The organism is Pseudomonas farsensis (assembly GCF_014268805.2).
GTDB classification, from domain to species: Bacteria; Pseudomonadota; Gammaproteobacteria; order Pseudomonadales; family Pseudomonadaceae; genus Aquipseudomonas; species Aquipseudomonas farsensis.
Genome location: NZ_JABWRF020000004.1, coordinates 18,135 through 37,248 on the forward strand (window position 1 = coordinate 18,135; position 19,114 = coordinate 37,248).

General features: G+C 63.9%; 17 protein-coding genes. 12 read left to right on the forward strand and 5 right to left on the reverse strand.

Going from position 1 to position 19,114, the window contains the following annotated elements; translation table 11 throughout:
• Window positions 1-43 precede the first annotated feature (43 nt).
• Complete coding sequence (locus HU719_RS19920; RefSeq protein WP_186536581.1) at window positions 44-412, forward strand: 5-carboxymethyl-2-hydroxymuconate Delta-isomerase; 369 nt, start codon at window positions 44-46, stop codon at window positions 410-412.
• Window positions 413-453: 41 nt separating this feature from the next.
• On the forward strand, window positions 454-2,235 hold the full coding sequence (locus HU719_RS19925; protein WP_186536582.1) for a glycosyl hydrolase family 28 protein: 1,782 nt from the start codon (window positions 454-456) through the stop codon (window positions 2,233-2,235).
• 157 nt (window positions 2,236-2,392) lie between these two features.
• Here HU719_RS19925 and HU719_RS19930 read toward each other — a convergent pair whose 3' ends face one another.
• Window positions 2,393-3,136: a FadR/GntR family transcriptional regulator gene (locus HU719_RS19930; protein ID WP_186536583.1), complete on the reverse strand. Its 744-nt coding sequence runs from the start codon at window positions 3,134-3,136 to the stop codon at window positions 2,393-2,395.
• 97 nt (window positions 3,137-3,233) lie between these two features.
• Here HU719_RS19930 and HU719_RS19935 point away from each other — a divergent pair, with 97 nt between their 5' ends.
• From HU719_RS19935 to HU719_RS19955, 5 genes are all read left to right on the forward strand, one after another.
• Complete coding sequence (locus tag HU719_RS19935; RefSeq protein WP_186536584.1) at window positions 3,234-3,932, forward strand: FadR/GntR family transcriptional regulator; 699 nt, start codon at window positions 3,234-3,236, stop codon at window positions 3,930-3,932.
• A gap of 103 nt (window positions 3,933-4,035) precedes the next feature.
• Window positions 4,036-4,569 (forward strand): DUF3455 domain-containing protein, encoded by a 534-nt coding sequence (locus HU719_RS19940; RefSeq protein WP_186536585.1) that lies wholly within the window; start codon window positions 4,036-4,038, stop codon window positions 4,567-4,569.
• Window positions 4,570-4,668: 99 nt separating this feature from the next.
• Window positions 4,669-5,217 carry a sigma-70 family RNA polymerase sigma factor gene (locus HU719_RS19945; RefSeq protein WP_186536586.1) on the forward strand — a complete coding sequence of 183 codons (549 nt, stop codon included), beginning with the start codon at window positions 4,669-4,671 and terminating at the stop codon, window positions 5,215-5,217.
• Window positions 5,214-5,915, forward strand: coding sequence for an anti-sigma factor (locus HU719_RS19950; RefSeq protein WP_186536587.1), 702 nt, complete (start codon window positions 5,214-5,216; stop codon window positions 5,913-5,915). Before HU719_RS19945 ends, HU719_RS19950 begins: the two co-directional genes overlap by 4 nt.
• 107 nt (window positions 5,916-6,022) lie before the next feature.
• Window positions 6,023-6,316, forward strand: coding sequence for a hypothetical protein (locus HU719_RS19955; RefSeq protein WP_186520726.1), 294 nt, complete (start codon window positions 6,023-6,025; stop codon window positions 6,314-6,316).
• Window positions 6,317-6,380: 64 nt separating this feature from the next.
• Here HU719_RS19955 and HU719_RS19960 read toward each other — a convergent pair whose 3' ends face one another.
• Window positions 6,381-8,234 (reverse strand): ABC transporter ATP-binding protein, encoded by a 1,854-nt coding sequence (locus HU719_RS19960; RefSeq protein WP_186536588.1) that lies wholly within the window; start codon window positions 8,232-8,234, stop codon window positions 6,381-6,383.
• A gap of 175 nt (window positions 8,235-8,409) precedes the next feature.
• On the opposite strand from HU719_RS19960, the gene metE reads away from it, so the two are divergent.
• From metE to HU719_RS19985, 5 genes are all read left to right on the forward strand, one after another.
• Window positions 8,410-10,707 carry a 5-methyltetrahydropteroyltriglutamate--homocysteine S-methyltransferase gene (gene metE / locus HU719_RS19965; protein WP_186536589.1) on the forward strand — a complete coding sequence of 766 codons (2,298 nt, stop codon included), beginning with the start codon at window positions 8,410-8,412 and terminating at the stop codon, window positions 10,705-10,707.
• A 119-nt stretch (window positions 10,708-10,826) separates the two neighbouring features.
• Window positions 10,827-11,453 (forward strand): glutathione S-transferase family protein, encoded by a 627-nt coding sequence (locus tag HU719_RS19970; protein WP_186536590.1) that lies wholly within the window; start codon window positions 10,827-10,829, stop codon window positions 11,451-11,453.
• A gap of 70 nt (window positions 11,454-11,523) precedes the next feature.
• Entirely contained in the window at window positions 11,524-12,039 is a 516-nt protein-coding gene (locus HU719_RS19975; RefSeq protein WP_186536591.1) for a sigma-70 family RNA polymerase sigma factor, read from the forward strand.
• Window positions 12,036-12,983, forward strand: a complete 948-nt coding sequence (locus tag HU719_RS19980) for a FecR domain-containing protein (protein WP_186536592.1) — start codon at window positions 12,036-12,038, stop codon at window positions 12,981-12,983. The genes HU719_RS19975 and HU719_RS19980 overlap by 4 nt, the downstream gene beginning before the upstream one ends.
• A 256-nt stretch (window positions 12,984-13,239) precedes the next feature.
• The gene (locus HU719_RS19985; RefSeq protein ID WP_186536593.1) at window positions 13,240-15,624 is read left to right on the forward strand and encodes a TonB-dependent receptor; all 2,385 of its coding nucleotides are present in this window, start codon (window positions 13,240-13,242) and stop codon (window positions 15,622-15,624) included.
• A 321-nt stretch (window positions 15,625-15,945) separates the two neighbouring features.
• On the opposite strand, the gene HU719_RS19990 is transcribed toward HU719_RS19985, so the two are convergent.
• The 3 genes from HU719_RS19990 to HU719_RS20000 are packed head-to-tail and all read right to left on the reverse strand — an operon-like array spanning window position 15,946 to window position 19,108.
• Complete coding sequence (locus HU719_RS19990) at window positions 15,946-16,944, reverse strand: transketolase family protein (RefSeq protein WP_186523205.1); 999 nt, start codon at window positions 16,942-16,944, stop codon at window positions 15,946-15,948.
• Entirely contained in the window at window positions 16,941-17,789 is an 849-nt protein-coding gene (locus HU719_RS19995; protein WP_186537376.1) for a transketolase, read from the reverse strand. Before HU719_RS19995 ends, HU719_RS19990 begins: the two co-directional genes overlap by 4 nt.
• Before the next feature lie 20 nt (window positions 17,790-17,809).
• Entirely contained in the window at window positions 17,810-19,108 is a 1,299-nt protein-coding gene (locus HU719_RS20000; RefSeq protein ID WP_186523201.1) for an MFS transporter, read from the reverse strand.
• Window positions 19,109-19,114: the final 6 nt, after the last annotated feature.

Here is a 19,114-nt window from a genome sequence, read left to right on the forward strand (position 1 = left end):
AGTGGGCGCGGGCTTGGCCAACCCAGATCACCAAGGACCCCTCATGCCCCACTGCACCATCGATTGCCCCACCACCCTGGCCCAGCGGGTAGGCGAACAAACGCTGCTGAGCACCGTGCACGACGCCATCGACGCCAGCGGTCTGTTCCAGCCCGGCGAAATCAAGGCCCGCCTGAATACCTTCAGCCATTACCGCTGCGGCGCCGGCCATGATGATTTTGTCCACATCGCCCTGCATGTGCTGGGCGGGCGCACCGAGCAGCAGTGCCGCAGCCTCGGCATGGCAGTAGTGGCGGCGCTGGTGGCGTTGCTGCCCGAGGTCAAGGCGCTGTCAGTGGATGTGCAGGAGATGCCCCGCGAAACCTTCGTCAACCGCCGTCAGTACCTTGAGCATCAAGGGCTGAGCGCCTGACGCCACGCATTGGTTCAAAACAACAACAAGGAAGACCCTGCATGCGCAACCCGACACTTCTCGCCACCCTGGCCATGACCTGCAGTATGCCGCTGTGGGCGGTACAAGCCCCGGTCAAGGTCCAGGTGCCAACTCTGGCCTACGATGATCAGCAGATCATCCTGGTGTGGGAAAAGCCCGCCAACCACGCCGATATCGTCGACTACCATGTGTACGCCAATGGCAAGTTGCTGGGCAGCAGCAACACCAACAACGGCGAGGTCTCGCCGGCCAAGCCGTACATCGATCGCTTCTACCAGCAGGACGTGCACAACTTCCACCACCGCATCGCCATCCACAGCTACACCGCCCAAGGCCTGAAGCCCGACACCGAATACCGCTTCACCGTGCGTTCGGTGGACCGTAACGGCAAGGAGTCTGCACCAAGCGCGGCCGTGGCTCAGCGCACCACCCCGGTGCCGGCGCTGTTCGATGTGAAGCGCTACGGCGCCAAGGGCGATGGCAGCACCCTCGACACCGCCGCAATCCAAAGCGCCATCGATGCCTGCAGCGTGGGCTGCAAGGTGTTGCTGCCGGCCGGTACCTACAAAAGCGGGGCGCTGTACCTGAAGAGCAACATGACCCTGGAAATCGCCGAAGGCGCGACCTTGCTTGGGTCTGAACGGGCCGAGGACTACCCGCGCGACGGTTATATCCAGTACCCGTATTCCACCACCGTACGCCCGGCGTCGCTGATCAACGCCTTGCCCCGTGACCCACGCAAGCACCAGGCGTTCGAGAATATCCGTATCGTCGGCAAGGGCACCATCGACGGCAACGGCTGGAAGCGCAACGCCGATGTGCGCGACGAGCGCGGCCAGCCACTGCCGTTCTACCTGCCCAGTGACAACACCCGCTATATGCACGATGGGGTGCTGGCCAAGGCGCAGGTCGAGCGGGCGGTGGCCGAAGGCATGAACGTCAAGGACGCCTATGGGCAGATGCGCTCGTCGTTGATTACCCTGCGCGATGTGACCAACGTGTTCTACGGCGGCTTCACCGTGCTCAACCCGGCGTACCACGGCATCATGAACCTGGAAACGCGCAATGTGGTGCTGGCCAACACCACCCACAAGACCTACGACGCCAACAACGGTGACGGCATCGAGTTCGCCAACAGCCGGGGCGCGATGGTGTTCAACAACTTCTTCGATACCGGCGATGACTGCGTCAACTTTGCCGCCGGCACTGGCGCCGATGCGGTGCATCAGAAAGCCCAGGAAGATGCGTGGATCTTCAACAACTACTTCCGCAAGGGCCACGGCATGGTGGTTGCGGGCAGCCACACCGGGGCGTGGATTCAGAACATCCTGGCCGAGGACAATGTGTCGGATGGCACCGATGCCGGCCTGCGCATGAAAAGCACCAACTTCATGGGCGGCGGCGCACGGCATGTGACCTTCCGCGATTCGGCGATCCGCAACACGGTCAAGCAGGCGTTCATCTTCACCCTGGACTACAACGACCCCAACGCCAAGCTCGATTACAAGCGCTCGACGGTGGCGGGGCAGTTCCGCGATATCAACGTCAGCGACGTCAGCGTGGAAAACGCAGGCACGGCGGCAATCGAGGTCAAGGGTGACAGCCAACAAAATGCCTTCCACCAGGGCCTGGTGTTCGAGCGGGTACGCTTCAGTGGGCCGGCGCCGGTGAAGATCGAGGGCTTGAAGGATTCACGCTTCGACAACCTGCGCTTCAGCGAAACTACCGGCGCCAATCCATGGCAGGTGAGCAATAGCCAGGGGTTGGCCTTCAGCGATGTAGAGCCTGCGCCCAAGCCCTGAGTGAAATGCGCCAGCCTGTTGTGGCCTCATCGCAGGCTGTCGCCAGCTCCCACAGGGACCGTGCACAGCCGCGATATTGAGGCCTGGCTCAGATCACTGTGGGAGCTGGCGCCAGCCTGCGATTGGGCTGCAGCGCAGCCCCATGGGCCGATCTGCCTTACTCCCCGTAGAACGCCTGCACCTGCTGCGCCTCGCGCAGGCGCATGCGGCTGTTGCTCAGGTGCAGGTACATCGCGGCGCGTGCGGCATCTACCTGGCGGCTGGCGATGGCATCGAAGATCTGCTGATGCTCCACATTGATGCCCGCCAGGTAAGTGCTGCGGCTGCTTTGCCCGGTGTAGGCCGAGTTCATGCGGGTACGCGGGATCATCTTGGTGCCCAGGTGCTTCATGATGTCGATCAGGTACTGGTTGTCCGCCGCCTTGGCGATCTTCAGGTGGAACTGAAAATCGGCATTGGTGGTGCTGCCGGACTTCTCCGGCCCCTGCATCAACGCCTCCAGCGCCTGGGCGAGCTCTTCGAGCGCCTGCGGCGTCGCGCGCTCGGCGGCCATGCCGGCGGCCTGTACCTCAAGGCTCAGGCGAAACTCCAGCAAGTCGAGTACATCTGACAACAGGCCAATGGTGGCCGGGCCTACGTTGAAGCTTTCTGGCGCCGGCATATCGAGCACGAAGGTGCCGACACCATGGCGCGTCTCAACCAACCCGGCAGCCTGCATGCGCGACAGTGCCTCGCGCACCACCGAGCGGCTGACGCCTTCGGCCCGGATGATCGATGCTTCAGTGGGCAACTTGTCGCCGCGTTTGAGGGTGCCTTCACGCATGCGCTGGGCGAAGCGTTCTACCAACTGCTCGGCGAGGCGACGGGGCTTTTGCAGGGCGCTAGGGGTTTGATCCGGCATTGTTCTGCTCGAGTGTGAACAATGGCCAGTATAATGGCTTTTTTGCGTAAAGCTGCGGGTATAATCGAGCATCTTCCTGTATCGATGGCCTTTTGCAATGCCAGCAGCGACCCCCGATAGACGTCTTAATCTCGCCCAGCAGCTTGTCCACGACCTGTCGCAGCAGATCCTTGCCGGCGAGCTGCCAGCGGGCACCAAGCTGCCCACCGAAGATGCCTTTTCCAAGGCGCGAGGGGTCAGCCGCACGGTGGTTCGCGAAGCCATGTCACGGCTGCAGGCAGAAGGGCTGGTGGAAACCCGGCGCGGTATCGGCACCTTTGTGGTCGACGCCATTCCGGCCGGCGATTTTCAGGCCGCCAGCCCCGGCAAAGGCAGCGCTTATAACGCCGTGGCCATCATCGAACTGCGCCTGTGCCTGGAAGTGGAAGCGGCGGCCATCGCTGCCCAGCGTGCTGGCGCCGAACAGTTGCAGGCCATGCGCGCCGCGCTCGATCAGGCCCACGACCCGCAGCAAGCGCCTTGCACCCGCACCGACTTTGCGTTTCATCTGCAAATAGCCCAGTGCACGGGTAACAGCTTCTTCATCGACAGCATGACCCACCTGGGCAATACCCTGGTGGCGGCGGGTGAGCAGGCGGTGCCGGCGTTAGGTGATGCCATGCAGGTGCGCGAACGTGAGCAGGTATACAGCGCGATTGCCCGCAAGGACGCCGACGCTGCGCGCGCGGCGATGCGCCTGCACCTGACCAATTGCCTGGGCCGTGCACGCGCGGTGGTAGAGGCCGGCAACAGCTGATTGCGCAGCCCGAAAACTTTTTTGCATCCAGTTGGGCTGCTGGCGGGTAGTGATAGTCAGGCGGTGTATTACCGCCTCACCCTAACTTGCCAGGAGTTTCGCGATGACCCGCACATTCGCCCCATACCTGCTCGCTACCGGTTTGCTCGTTGCGCTCGCCCAGCAAAGCGCCCACGCCCAGGCCGCCGTGCCGGATGCGGTCAAAGTACCGGAAGGGCACAAGATCATGCTGGAAACCGTCGGGGTCGGTGAGATCACCTACGAATGCCGCGACAAGGCCAATATGCCCGGCCAGACCGAATGGGTCTTCGTCGGCCCCAAAGCCGTGCTCAACGACCGCAGCGGCAAGGCCGTGGGCGATTACTTCGGCCCGCCTGCCACTTGGCAGGCCAAGGACGGCTCGAAGGTCACCGGCACGCAGCTGGCCGTAGCGCCTGCGGCCAAGGCCGACTTGCCGTACCAACTGGTCAAGGCCAACCCGGCCGAGGGCAAGGGCGCGATGCAGGGCGTAAGCTACATCCAGCGCCTGGCGACCAAGGGCGGGGTAGCACCCGCGAGCGGCTGCACAGCGCAGAGCAAGGGGACGCAGCAGGTGGTCAAGTATCAGGCTGACTACGTGTTCTGGGCGGCCAAGTGACGGCGTTGGCCACTGCGCGCTGATTAATCATCTACGCTCCTCGGCATGCCCCGGCGCAACCGCCGGGGCATCAGTTGCCGCCCAAGGAGTGTGCGCGTATTGAACCTGCCGGCCCCCCCATTTGATTTCCAGGTATGCCTGGCTGCCTGCGCGCAGGGCGACCGGCGAGCGTTGCAGGCACTTTATGACCACGAGGGCGCGCGTCTGCTTGGCGTTGCACGGCGTATCGCCCGGGATCACGCCACCGCCGAAGACATTCTGCACGATGCGTTCATCCGCATCTGGACGGGCGCCGCCAGTTTTGACCCAGCGCGCGGTTCGGCACGAGGCTGGGTCTACAGCATCACCCGCCACCTGGCGCTGAACTTTGTACGCGACACCCGGCGTGAAACGCCATTGGATGACCACGAGGTAACGGCTGTGGCCAGTCTTTTCGCAGGCTTTGACGAGCCTCAGTTGTGGACGGGCTCTGCGCGCATAAACCGCTGCGTCGAGCAACTGCAACCGGCGCCCCAGCGCTGCATCCTGCATGCCTATGTCGATGGTTGCAGCCACGCTGAGATCGCCGGTTTGCTGGGCGCGCCGCTAGGTACGGTCAAAGCCTGGATCAAGCGTAGTCTGCAGGCCCTGCGCGAGTGCATGGCATGAACCAGGGTTCTGCAAGCAAAGACCCCGAAGCGTTGCAGACGCTTGCGGGCGAGTATGTGCTGGGCACCTTGGCGGCTGACGAGCAGGCCGAGGTAGTGCAACGCCTGGCCCACGACCCTGCGTTGCAGGCCGCTGTCGATGCCTGGGAGCAGCGTTTGTTGCCGCTTGCCGAGCATGCCGCGCCGCAGCCCCCCAGCCCGCGGCTGTGGAGCCGTATCGAGCGCAGCCTCGGCCATCAGCAGCAGGTGCCGCGCACGCCTTGGTGGCAGCGCCTGGCGCTGTGGCAGGGCGCAAGCGCCGCAGGGCTTGCTGCCAGCCTGCTGCTGGCGGGTTTGCTGCTCACCCAGCAAGCTCCGGCGCCGCGTTATCTGGTGGTGCTGGTGGCGCCTGGTGACAATGCCGCCGGCTGGGTCGTGCAAGCCAGTGATGCGCGCAACATCGAGCTGATTCCGCTGGGCCAGGACCAGGTGCCCGAAGGCATGGTGTTGCAGTTCTGGACCAAGGGCGAGCAGTGGCGGGCGCCGGTATCGCTGGGGTTGGTCAAACCTGCGCAGCAGTATCGGGTACCGCAGCAGGATTTGCCGCCCCTGGAGCCGAACCAGCTGTTCGAGCTCACCCTGGAGAAAGCAGGTGGCTCGCCAACTGGAAGGCCGACTGGGCCGGTGAAGTTTATTGGTCGGGCGTTGAAAGTGATTTGAAGCGAGCGTTGCTTGCTTGACGGGGAACAGGCGCCACGCCAACATCGCCCGTTTGCGCCATTGCTGCTGCGATGGTTGTTCAACGCCGCCAATAAGTGAAAGGACTCATGATCCCCGACAACCACCCCTGCATTGTGTTCGTACCCCCGCTCAGGGTTGTGCTCCAGCGCGCCGAACAGGAAAAGGGCGCACCGCTTGTGGAAGCGGAAGTGATCCAATTGTGCAACAAGGCCATGTGCATGACCGTGCCGTTTTCGGCCGGCGTGGAGATGGTCCACGAACTGGGTTACGTCGATGTCGTGCCCGAGGACTGCTGGAAAGACTGGCAGCGGCATCGCAGGCAGATCAACGGCGAGCCGGAACCGGGTTTGTGGACGTGGTTGCGTGGGCTATTCAAGTAAGCCACCGCTTGTAGGAGCGGCACGCGGCCGCTCCTACAAAGATCTGTGAAGTCCGAATACACCGCTATTCAACGCCCTCAACCACCCCTTGGTCCTCGCCCAGAAACCCACCACTCTGGTGCTGCCACAGCCGCGCATAAGTACCATTGCGGCCCAGCAGTTCGGCATGGGTGCCTTGCTCGATGATGCGCCCTTCATCCATGACGATCAGCCGGTCCATGGCGGCGATGGTCGACAGCCGGTGGGCGATGGCGATCACCGTCTTGCCTTGCATCATTTCGTCCAGGCTCTCCTGGATCGCCACTTCGACCTCCGAATCCAGCGCACTGGTGGCTTCGTCCAGCAGCAGAATCGGCGCGTTCTTGAGCATTACCCGGGCAATGGCGATGCGCTGGCGCTGGCCACCGGAAAGCTTGATGCCGCGCTCACCGACCAAGGTGTCGTAGCCGCTGTGGCCCTGTTTGTCGCTGAGCTGGTTGATAAACCCATCGGCCTGAGCGTTGGCGGCGGCGCGCTGGATCTGCGCATCGGTGGCGTCGGGGCGGCCGTAGGCGATGTTGTCGCGGATCGAGCGGTGCAGCAGCGAGGTGTCCTGGGTGACCATGCCGATAGCGCTGCGCAGGCTGTCCTGGGTGACGTCGGCAATGTTCTGCCCGTCGATGCGAATACTGCCGCTGTCAACGTCGTAGAAACGCAGCAGCAGGTTGATCAGCGTCGACTTGCCAGCGCCTGAACGGCCCACCAGCCCGACCTTTTCGCCAGCGCGAATAGTCAGCGAAAGGCCATCGAGCACCTGGCGCTCACCGTTGTAGTTGAAGCTCACGTTGTCGAACTGCACGGCCCCGCCACGGGTTTCGAGCAAGGCTGCGTCTGGCTTGTCCTGCACCTTGGGGCCGCGGGTGAGGGTCTGCATGCCGTCCTGCACGGTGCCGATGCTTTCGAACAGCGAAGTCATCTGCCACATGATCCAGTGCGACATGCCGTTGATGCGCAGGGCCATGGCAGTGATTGCCGCCACCGCACCGGTGCCGACCTGGCCCTGGTGCCACAGCCACAAGGCGTAGCCGCCGGCGCCCATGATCAGGCCCACCACCAGCGCCTGGTTGACGATTTCGAACTGGCTGACCAGGCGCATCTGGCGAAAGCCGGTGAGCTTGAAGTCTTCCATGGCCGCGCGGGCGAAATGCGCCTCGCGCCTTGAGTGGGAGAACAGCTTCACCGTGGTGATGTTGGTGTAGGCGTCAGAAATACGCCCGGTCATCGACGAGCGCGCGTGGGCCTGCTCCTGGCCGACCTTGCCCAGGCGCGGCACGAAATACAGCATGGCCAGGCCGAACAGCGCCAGCCAGGCAAGAAACGGCAGCATCAGTTTGAGCGCAAAGCCGCCGGCCAAGGCAATGATGGCAATGAAATACACGCCGATGCCCGGAATGATCTCGATCATCGTGAACAGCACTTCACGCACGCCCAGCGCCGTCTGCATCACCTTGGTGGTGACGCGCCCGGAGAACTCGTCGGAGAAGAACGACAGGCTCTGGCGCAGCATCAAGCGGTGGAAGTCCCAGCGCAGACGCAGCGGCAGGTTGATCGCCAGCACCTGGTGCTGAACCATGGTGCGCAATGCAACCAGGGCAATGCTGACTACCAGCACGATACCGATGCCCCACAGCACCCGCTGCTCCTGGCCATCGGCCGCGCCGCCGGCCTGCCAGGTGGACAGCAGGTCGACTACCTGGCCGAGAAAGGCGAACAGCCAGGCCTCGTACACCGACACCGCAGCACTCAGCAGCGCAAAGGCGAGGATATAGCCGCGCGCTCCGCGGGTGCAGGCCCACAGGAAGCGAAACAGCCCCATGGGCGGCGGCGGGGCCTCGTCGGGTGGGAAGGGGTCTAGCCGTCGTTCAAAGGCGCCAAGCATCAAGGTCTCCGGATTGATCAGGGGATGGGCGACAGGATAGCAAGATGCGATTTGCAACACTGCGCTTGAACATGAGCAAAACTACGATTGCTATCAAATAATATGAGTTTGTCTCATTAGAAAGCTTTGCAGAGAATGGTCGCCATTGAATGACTCGATGGAGCGACAGAACAACATGGCACTGGCACACAACCTCGGTTTCCCACGTATTGGCGCCGACCGCGAACTGAAAAAAGCCCTTGAGGCCTTCTGGAAGGGTGAACTGGACGAAGCTGGTTTGCGCCAGGTTGGCCGTGAACTGCGGGCAAGCCACTGGCAGGCGCAGAAGGACGCCGGCATCGAGCTGCTGCCGGTTGGTGACTTTGCCTGGTACGACCAGGTGCTGACCCATTCGTTGACCTTCGGCGTGGTGCCGCAACGCTTCCAACGCCCCGAAGGCGCCAAGCCGACGCTGCAAACCTTGTTCGACATGGCCCGTGGGGCCAACGACACCGACGGTTGCTGTGGCGGCGCCCATGCGCAGGAAATGACCAAGTGGTTCGATACCAACTACCACTACCTGGTGCCAGAATTCAGCGCCGATCAGCACTTCGCCCTGAGCTGGGAGCAACTTTTCGAAGAGGTCGACGAAGCCCATGCCTTGGGCCATGCGGTGAAGCCGGTGATCATTGGCCCGCTGACCTACCTGTGGCTGGGCAAGAGCAAAGGTGCGGGCTTCGACAAGCTCGAATTGCTCGACCGCCTGCTGGCGCTGTACGACGAAATCTTCAACCGCCTGGCAACCCAGGGTGTGGAGTGGGTGCAGATCGATGAGCCGATTCTGGTACTCGACCTGCCGCAGGACTGGAAGAACGCCTTCGAGCGAGCCTACAACATCCTGCAGCGTGCGCCGCTGAAAAAGCTGATCGCCACCTACTTTTGCGGGCTCGAAGAGAACCTTGGCCTGGCCGCCAATCTGCCGGTCGATGGCCTGCATATCGACCTGGTGCGTGCGCCTGAGCAGTACCCGACCATTCTCGACCGGCTGCCGGCCTACAAAGTGCTGTCGCTGGGCCTGGTCAATGGCCGCAGCATCTGGGCCTGTGACCTGGAAAAGGCCGCCGATGTGCTGCGCCACGCCGCCGAGCGCCTGGGCGAGCGGCTGTGGGTGGCGCCGTCCTGCTCATTGCTGCACAGCCCGGTGGATCTGGCCCGCGAAGACAAGCTTGATGCCGAACTGCAAAGCTGGCTGGCCTTTGCCGTGCAGAAGTGCCAGGAGGTTGCCGTGCTGGCCAAAGCCGTCAATCAGCCTGAAGCGCCCGATGTACTGGCAGCGCTTGCCCGCAGCCGCGCCGTCCAGGCTAGCCGTGCGGCGTCGCCGCGCATTCACAAGCCTGCCGTGCAAGCGCGCGTGGCTGCCATCAAGCCGGCTGACAGCCAGCGCAACTCGGCCTTCGCCCAACGCATCGCCAAGCAGCGCGCCGGCCTGAACCTGCCTGCCTTCCCGACCACCACCATTGGCTCGTTCCCGCAGACCACGGCGATTCGCCTGGCGCGCCAGGCGTTCAAGCAAGGCAAGCTGACCCTGGGCGACTACACCGAGGCGATGCACAGCGAGATCCGCCACGCCGTCAAGATTCAGCAAGACCTGGGGCTGGACGTGCTGGTGCATGGCGAGGCCGAGCGTAACGACATGGTCGAGTACTTCGCCGAGCAACTCGATGGCTATGCGTTCACCCGCTTTGGCTGGGTGCAGAGCTACGGCTCGCGCTGCGTCAAGCCTGCGCTGATCTTCGGCGACCTGAGCCGCCCGAACGCGATGACCGTAGAGTGGATCCGCTACGCCCAAGGCCTGACCGACAAAGTCATGAAAGGCATGCTGACGGGGCCAGTAACCATGCTGATGTGGTCCTTCCCGCGCGAGGATGTGAGCCGTGAGGTGCAAGCCCGGCAACTGGCCCTGGCGATTCGCGACGAGGTGGTGGACCTTGAGGCCGCCGGCATCCGTATCGTGCAGATCGACGAAGCGGCGTTTCGCGAGGGCCTGCCGCTGCGTCGCAGCGCGTGGCCAGCCTACCTTGAGTGGGCCACCGAAGCCTTCCGCCTGTGCGCCTCGGGGGTGCGTGACGAAACCCAGATTCACACGCACATGTGCTACAGCGAATTCAACGATGTGATCGAGTCCATCGCCGCCATGGATGCGGACGTGATCACCATCGAAACCTCGCGCTCGGACATGGAGCTCTTGGAGGCGTTCGAGAAGTTCGACTACCCCAACGAGATTGGCCCAGGGGTGTATGACATCCACTCGCCACGGGTGCCGAGCAAGGACGACATGGTCAAGCTGCTGACCAAGGCAGCGCAGCGCATTCCAGCCGAGCGCTTGTGGGTCAACCCTGACTGCGGCCTCAAGACCCGGGCCTGGCCTGAGACGGAGGCTGCGTTGGTGAACATGGTTGCCGCAGCCCGCACATTGCGCGCGACACTGCTGTAAAGCCTGGGGGCGTTTCGGTTTTATTGCGCCAAGCCTGCATTGACCCTTTAACACCCGACGTGGTCTGCTGGCATGGCTGCACTAAAACCGAATGAGCCTTCAAAGGAAGATGAAGATCCATGTCCGAGTTCAAACTGCATTGCTTCGCTGAATCGGGTAACGCCTACAAGGCAGCCCTGATGCTTGAACTGACGGAACAGGACTGGGATCCGGTGTTCGTCGATTTCTTCAACGGCCAGACCCGCGAGCAGAGCTGGCGCGAGCAGGTCAACGAGCAGGGTGAGGTGCCGGTGCTCGAACATGCCGGCCAGACCTTGACCCAATCCGCGCTGATTCTTGAGTACCTGGCCGAACACACCGGCCAGTTCGGCGCGCGCGATGCGGCAGAAAAACGCGAAATCTGGCGCTGGATGCTGTTCGACAACCACAAGTTCACCGCCTACTACGCGGCGCTGCGCTTTATCTATTGCCTCAAAGAATCCGGTGAAACCGACGTTACCCGCTTCCTGCGCGAGCGGGCCACGGCCGCCTATCGCATCGTCGATGCCCATCTGGCAAACACGCCTTTCATGGTCGGTGGGCGTTTGACCATCGCCGACCTGTCGCTGGCAGGCTACGTTTTCATGCCTGAAGACACTGGCATTGCGCTGGAGGAGTTCGTCCACATCGAGGCCTGGAAGGGCCGAATCAAAGCGCTCAAGGGGTGGCAGCACCCTTACGACTTGATGCCAGGCGTCGCGCTCTGAGCCCACTTGGCACACGCGCGACAACAAATTAGAATCAGTCGCATTTACGTCAAGCGCGTGTGCCTTCCTGATGACCAACCCTTGCGCGGCCAGTAATACCCCGGTCGATGCCCTCTATCGCGAACACCGTAGCTGGCTGCAAAGCTGGCTGCAGCGGCGTTTGGGCGACAGCTGGGCTGCCGCCGACCTGACCCAGGATACGTTCTTACGCGTGCTCGCGGCTCAGCAGGCGCGCACCTTGCCCAGCCTGCGCGAGCCGAGGGCGTATCTGCTGACGGTCGGCCGGCGCTTGCTGGTCAACCATTACCAACGCCGTGACCTTGAGCGGGCCTATCTGGAAGCGTTGGCCAACCTGCCCGAGGCGCAGGTGCCGTCGCCTGAGCAACGCTGGCTGCTGCTGGAAACCTTGCAGGCCCTCGATGAGCTGCTCGACGGCCTGCCGCGCCCCGTGCGCCGGGCGTTTCTCTGGTCGCAACTCGAAGGCCTGGGTTACGCCTGCATTGCCGAGCGGCTGCAGGTCAGCGAGCGGACGGTCAAACGCTACATGGCCCAGGCCTACGAGCACTGCCTGCTGGTGGACCTTTGAGCGGCGCCTCGTCCGCCCGGCAACTGGCCCGCGAAGCGGCGCAGTGGCTGGCGCTGCAGGATAGCGGGGCCTTCAGCGCCGAGCAGGCCGCCGAGCTGGGCCGTTGGCGCCAGCGCAGCGCGGCCCATGAGGCGCTGTGGCAAAAGGCCGAAATGCTCCGCCAACGCTTTGCCGAGGTGCCCGCGCCGCTGGCCGCCGCCTGCCTTGACCGGCCCATGCTCGACCGCCGCCGGCTGCTTGGCCAGGCGCTGGCGTTGGGCAGCTTGGCGCCGCTCGCCTGGTTGGGTTACCGGCAACTGCCGGTGGCCAACTGGCGCGCCGACTTGCGCACCGCTACCGGCGAGCGTCGCGGCCTGACGCTGCCCGATGGCAGCTATCTGCAACTGAACACCGCCACTGCCGTGAACCTTGATTTCGAGCAGGGCCGCCATGTTTTGCAGCTGCTTGAGGGTGAGATTGCGGTGCAGGGCAGGGGGCCTTTGCAGGTACATACCGGCCAAGGCCTGGTGCGGTCTTGGGGGGCGAATTTCTGCGTGCGGCTGGACGCGGGGTTGTGTGTGGTTTCGGTCAGCCGCGGCGAGGTCGAACTGGTGCCGCAGGCAGGGCACAGCAGGCGCCTGGCGGCTGGCCAGCGGGGCCAATTTTCCGCAGGTGGTATACGCGCTACCGAGGCGTTCGATGCCTTGGTGCCCGGCTGGCAACAGGGCTTGCTGATGGCCGACAACCAGCCGTTGGGCGAACTGCTGCGCGAGCTGCGCCGGTACCGGGCTGGCCTGCTGCGCTGGGACCCGGCGCTGGAGCGGTTGCGGGTTACGGGCACGTTCCAGTTGGATGACACCGATCGCATCTTCGCCCTGTTGGCCGCCAGTTTGCCGTTGCAGGTGAGTTACCGCACGCGCTATTGGGTGTCGCTGGCGCCCGATCCTGAGCGCGTGGCCTCGTAACCCGCAATCGCTGGGCAGCTTGGGAGGCCCAATGATTTTGCGCAGTTCCGCACTGGCCTCATCGCAGGCTGTCGCCAGCTCCCACAGGGTTTGAGTCAGGCACCGATTTCGCAGTCCGGCGCAGTCTTGGTGGGAGCTGGCGACAGCCTGCGATGAGGCCGGTGCAGATCACCGGCAAAAAAATCCGCAACCCCCGTCCCCTTTTTCCAACTCGCTTGTCATTCAGGGCATAACTTCCTCAACAAGAGCATTCCGGATGTCCCTGCCCACGCTTTTTCGCCCCCTGTCCACGCCATTGCTAGTGATCGCCCTGGGACTGCCAGGTACCGTCTGGGCCGAGGATGCCAGCCAGCGCCGCTTCGATGTGCCCGCCGGCAGCCTGGCCAGCGCGCTGACCCGTTTCGCTGGCCAGGCCGGGGTCAGCCTGTCGGTGGACCCGGCGTTGGTAGCAGGGCGCAGCAGCACTGGCCTGCGCGGTGACTTTGCCGTGGAAGAGGGCTTTCAGACGCTGCTGCAAGGCTCGGGCTTGCAATTGGTACCTGCCGGGCAGGGCAGCTACACCCTGATGCGCCAGGCACAGCCTGCCGACGGCGCCCATGAGTTGCCTAGCACAACCATCAATGGCGAAGGTGTCGGTCTTGCCAGCGATGCCTATGCCGGCGGCCAGGTGGCCCGGCGTGGCAACCAGGGCCTGCTGGGGGAGCGCGACTTCATGGAGACGCCGTTCAACATGACTTCGTACACCAGCGAAGCCCTGCAGAACCAGCAGGCGCGGACCCTGGCCGATGCCGTGGCCAACGACCCCTCGGTGCGCACCACCAACCCATCGGGCGGGCGCTTCGAGCAGTTTTCGGTACGCGGCTTCAGCCTCTACAACAGTGACGTCGCCTACGGCGGGCTGTATGGCGTGCTGCCGACCTACTCGATCGACATGGAAATGGTCGAGCGGGTGGACATTCTCAAAGGCCCCGGCGCCTTGCTCGGCGGCCTGGCGCCCAACGGCAGCGTGGGCGGTGGGGTGAACATCGAGCCCAAGCGCGCGGGTGACACGCCCCTGACGGAGTTCACCGCGCTGTACGCCTCGACCGGCCAAGGTGGCGGGCACCTCGATGTGGGGCGGCGTTTTGGCGAAGACCAGCGCTTTGGCCTGCGCCTGAATGCCTTGCGCCAGTCCGGCGACACCGAATGGGACCATCAAAGCCTGGAGCGTGAAGCAGCGGTGTTGGGCTTTGATGTGCGCGGCGAGCGTACCCGGCTGTCGCTGGATGTCGGCCGACAGGAGCGAGATGTCGATGGCACCATGGAACGCGTGGGCCTGGCCCGTGGCTTGAAGGTCCCGGATGCCAAGGACGTCCACCACAACTTTGCCCAGCCCTGGACCTACGCGCGGGCCAAGGACACTTTCGGCGCCTTGCGTGGCGAATACGATGTCAGCGACAACTGGATGGTCTACGGCGCGGTGGGCGCCCGCAAGGGCGACTACGATTTCATGCGTCACGCCGTGGTGCTGAGCAACGATGCGGGGCGTTTCAGCGTGACTCCGCGGGCATTCCAGCGCGAGGAAGATGTACGCACCGCCACTGTGGGCGCGCGTAGCTGGTTCAACACCGGGGCTGTCGGCCACACCCTGAACATGAGCCTGAACCGCTTCGAGCTGACCTTTGACAACACCGGCGCCAGCTACGCCTCCGGGGTCAGCAACCTGTACGACCCGGTCACGCTGCCGGCCCCAGCCCGCGTGACCGACCCGGACGACCCTACCCACACCGAAACCGTGCTTTCCAGCGCAGCCCTGGCCGATACCCTGAGCTTTGCCGACGACACTGTGCTGCTGACCTTGGGTGTACGCCTGCAGCGGGTCGAGGTGGACAGCACCACGGCCGGCAAACCCAAGCCGGGTTACGACGAACGCGCAACCTCACCGGCCATGGGCCTGGTGTGGCGCACCACCGAGCAGTTGTCGCTGTACATGAACTACATGGAAGGCCTGACCCAAGGGCAGACCGCCGGGGAAACCACCGCGAATCAGGGCGAAATATTCGCACCGTTTCGCAGCAAGCAGCTTGAAGTGGGTGCCAAATATGACATGGGCCGTTTCAGCACCACGCTCAGCGTGTTCCGCATCGAGCGGCCGATGTACTACACCGACAGCCAGAACTTCTTGCGCGACGATGGTGAGCAGCGCAACCAAGGGGTGGAGCTGAACCTGTTTGGTGAACCGCTGGATGGCGTGCGGGTGCTGGGCGGCGCCATGCTGCTCGACGCCACGCAGACGCGCACCAACGGGGGCATCAACGACGGCAAGCGGGCGGTGGGCGCGCCAATCGTCAATGCCAACCTGGGCGTTGAATGGGATTTGCCGGCGGTGCAGGGGCTGACCTTGACTGCGCGGATGATCCATACCGGCAGCCAGTACCTGGACGTTGCCAACACCCAGAAGCTCGATGCGTGGCAGCGTTACGACCTTGGGGCGCGCTATGCGCTGAAGTTGGGCGACAAGGACGTGACATTGCGCGCCAGTGTGGAGAATGTCTTGGACAAAACCTACTGGGCGTCGGCTAACGTGCCGGAGGGGACGGCTACCGGGATGACCCTGTCGACGCCGCGTACCTGGCTGGTCTCGGCGACGGTCGGGTTTTGAGGAAGGCCTGCTGATGGTTGGTGATTTCGATGTGGCGAGCGGGCTTGTCCCGCGTTGGGCTGCGCAGCAGTCCTGAAAACCCAAGGGGCTGCTGCGCAGCCCAACGCGGGACAAGCCCGCTCGCCACAACTCGCTATCATTTCCCAAAGGATTGGTTCCAACCAGCAATGTTGCGGGTTAGCAGGGCCTGCGATGAGTCCACCACAAGCTTGCGCAAAAACCATGGAATCTCCCGCGCTGCCGCGGTTCTATGCGCAACGCGGGCGATGTAGGAGCGGCCTTGTGCCGCGATGGGCTGCAAAGCAGCCCTGGATTACTCAATCACAGCCAACCCTTGATCTGCTGCACCACCGCCTCGGTGGAGATCCCATAACGATCGTGCAGCGTCGGCAGCGCGCCGGCATCAAGGAAGGCGTCGGGCAGGGCGATCTGGCGGAAGGTCGGGGTCACGCCGTTGCGCAGCAACACACCGGCCACAGCTTCCCCCAGGCCGCCGACAATCGAGTGGTTCTCGGCCGTGACCACCAGGCGCCCAGACTTGCGCGCCTCGGCAATGATCGTCGCTTCGTCCAGCGGCTTGATGGTCGGCACGTGCAGCACCGACACATCCACGCCATCCTTGTGCAGCAGGTCCGCCGCCTCCAGGGCGCGCATGGTCATCAGCCCGCTGGCGATCACCAGCACATCACGCCCGCCACGCAGCACCTGCGCCTTGCCCAGTTGGAACTTGTAGTCATAGCGATCCAGTACCAGCGGCACATTGCCGCGCAACAGGCGCATGTAGACCGGCCCCTGATGCGCTGCGATGGCCGGCACCGCCTGTTCGATCTCCAGTGCGTCGCACGGGTCGACGATCATCAGGTTGGGCATGGCGCGCATGATCGCCAGGTCATCGGTGGCCTGGTGGCTGGGGCCGTAGCCGGTGGTCAGGCCCGGCAGGCCGCAGACGATCTTGACGTTGAGGTTCTCTTCGGCAATTGCCATGCAGATGAAGTCATAGGCCCGGCGCGAGGCGAATACCGCATAGGTGGTGGCAAACGGGGTCATGCCTTCGCGGGCCATGCCCGCGGCTGCGCTCATCAGCAGCTGTTCGGCCATGCCCATCTGGTAGAAACGCTCCGGGTGCGCCTTGGCGAAGATGTGCAGGTCGGTGTACTTGGACAGGTCGGCGCTGAGCCCGACGATGTCCTGGCGCTGCGCGGCCAGCGCGGCCAGGGCATGGCCGAACGGCGCCGGCCGGGTGGGTTGGCCCTCGGCGGCAATGGAGGCGATCATCGCCGAGGTGGTCAGGCGTTTTTTGCCGGTGGTCTGGCTGTTCATGCTTGGCTCCCGGAGTCCAGTGCTTGCAGGGCAAGCGCCCATTCGTTTTCGTCGACGCGGATGAAGTGGGTCTTGTCGCGGTTTTCCAGAAACGGCACGCCTTTGCCCATGCGCGTGTCACAGATGATCACCCGCGGCTGCGCAGCGGTGTGCGCACGGGCCTGGTCGAAGGCCTGGACCAGCGCATCGAGGTCGTTGCCATCGACCCGCTGCACATACCAGCCAAAGGCCTGCCAGCGCTCGACGATGGGCTCAAAACCCAGGACCTCCTGGCAATGGCCGTCGGCCTGCTGGTTGTTGACGTCGACGATGGCGATCAGGTTGTCCAGTTTCCAGTGGCTAGCGGACATCACCGCTTCCCAAGTCGAACCCTCGTTCAGTTCGCCATCGGACAACAGGTTGTAGACCCAGCTGTCCGAGCCCTTGCGCTTGAGCCCAAGGCACGCGCCGACGGCAATGCCCAGGCCCTGGCCAAGGGAGCCGCCGGTTATTTCCATGCCCGGGGTGTAGGTGGCCATGCCCGACATCGGCAGGCGGCTGTCGTCACTGCCGTAGGTTTCCAGTTCGTCCTCGGCAATCACGCCGGCCTCGATCAGCGCTGCGTAGAGGGCGATGGCGTAGTGGCCGATAGACAGGTAGAACCGGTCGCGCTGTTCCCATTCAGGATTGGCCGGGTCCATGCGCAGGGCGTGGAAGTAGGCCACCGCCAGCAGGTCAGCGGCGCCCAGCGCCTGGCCGATGTAACCCTGGCCTTGCACCTGGCCCATGCGCAGGGCATGACGACGAATGTTGTGGGCGCGCACAGCCAGAGGCCGCGCACCCGGGGTAACGGGTACGGCATTCATAAGGGTGACTCCTTGGGGAATTAACGGTTGACCAGGCTGGCCGGTACACGCATGACCAACAGCGCGCCGAACACCAGCACGCCGGTGATCAGGTACATGCCGACGGCGTTGCTGCCCAGGCTGCTGGTGACCCAGCCGATCAAAAATGGCGAGCAGAACCCGGCCAGGTTGGCAAAGCTGTTCACCGCTGCGATGCCGGCTGCCGCCGACACGCCGCCGAGCAAGGTAGTGGGCAGCATCCAGAACAGCGATGAGGCCGAGAGGATGCCGGCTGCGGCCAGGCACAGGCTGAGGATCGACAGGCTCAAGTGGCTGGCGAACACCGCCGCCAGGCTCAAGCCCAAGGCGCCCGCCAGCATCGGAATTGCCAGGTGCCAGCGGCGTTCACGATGGCGGTCTCCGCTGCGCCCGGCCAGCAACATGGCGACGATTGCGCAGCAGTACGGCAGGCTGGTGAGCAGGCCGATGTGCAGCGGTTCACTGACCCCGGCATTGCGCACCAGGGTGGGCAGCCAGAAGGTAATGGCGTACTGGCCCATGACCACGCAGAAGTAGATACCCGCCAGCAGCCACAGGCGTCGGTCGCGAATGAAATCGCCGACCGAACCGTGCTGCACCTTGTGCTTGTCGTCCTCGGCCAGTTCCTTGCGCATCAGGGCTTTTTCATCGGCAGTCAGCCAGGTGGCCTGGTCGACGCCATCCTTGAGGTAGCTGAGCACCAGGAAGCCCACCAGTACGGTTGGTATCGCCTCCAGCACGAACATCCACTGCCAGCCCGCCCAACCGTGCACACCGGCAAAGCGCTCCATGATCCAGCCCGACAACGGCCCGCCGACCATGCCCGATAGGGGGATGGCGATGAACCACAGGGCGGTCATCTTGGCCCGGCGGTAGGACGGGAACCAATAGGTCAGGTACAGCAGCAGGCCAGGCGCCAGGCCTGCTTCGGCAACACCGAGGAAGAAGCGCAGCACGTAGAACTGCCAGGCCGTCTCGACGAAGGCGAACAGCGCCGAGATGATGCCCCAGGTGATCATGATGCGGGCGATCCAGCGCCGAGCGCCGACCTTGTGCAGCACGATGTTGCTCGGCACTTCGCAGAGGAAATAGCCAATGAAGAACATCCCGGCGCCCAGGCCGTAGACGGTTTCCGACAGCGCCAGGTCGTCCATCATCTGCAGCTTGGCGAAGCCGACGTTGACCCGGTCAAGGTAGGCGCACAGGTAGCACAGCATCAGGAACGGCATCAGCCGCCAGGCTGTCTTGCGATAGGCAGCGCTGCGCGCGGTGGCGGCCGCGTCGAGAGTGAGGGTGGTCATGTCGAT